At 64.0% G+C, this 297-nt stretch carries 1 protein-coding gene; it reads right to left on the bottom strand.

Translation table 11 applies throughout. The features are described 5' to 3' along the window. A partial coding sequence (locus EN852_RS39130; RefSeq protein WP_348643561.1) for a hypothetical protein occupies window positions 1–297 on the bottom strand: 297 nt, incomplete at both ends.

Below are 297 nucleotides of genomic sequence, written 5' to 3'. Positions count from 1 at the left end.
TGTGCTCTTCCGATCTATCGCCGGGTCGAAATCCAGCTCCTTCGGCAGCGGCTGGCTGGAACATTGCAGATGCATCTGGCGGGCGAGAAGCCTTCGCTGCTGCCGTTCATGCTCCTTCACCGCCGCCACCATCCCCATGCTGTAGGGCCCGAGCAGCACGCCAAAACTCCAGCCGGGGTGGTCCTTTTCGCGTTGGGCATAGTCGGCAGCCGCCGTGCGTGCCTGCCGGCATTCCGGGGAGGTCCATTTCGGGTCCTGCTGCGAAAGCTTCGCTCCGTAGTCGACCGGAGAGCTCAC

It is taken from the genome of Mesorhizobium sp. M2E.F.Ca.ET.209.01.1.1, from assembly GCF_004010375.2.
In the GTDB taxonomy this organism is placed as follows: domain Bacteria; phylum Pseudomonadota; class Alphaproteobacteria; order Rhizobiales; family Rhizobiaceae; genus Mesorhizobium.
The sequence above is the reverse complement of the archived record's forward strand: the minus strand, read 5'-3'. Positions and strand labels throughout refer to the sequence as shown.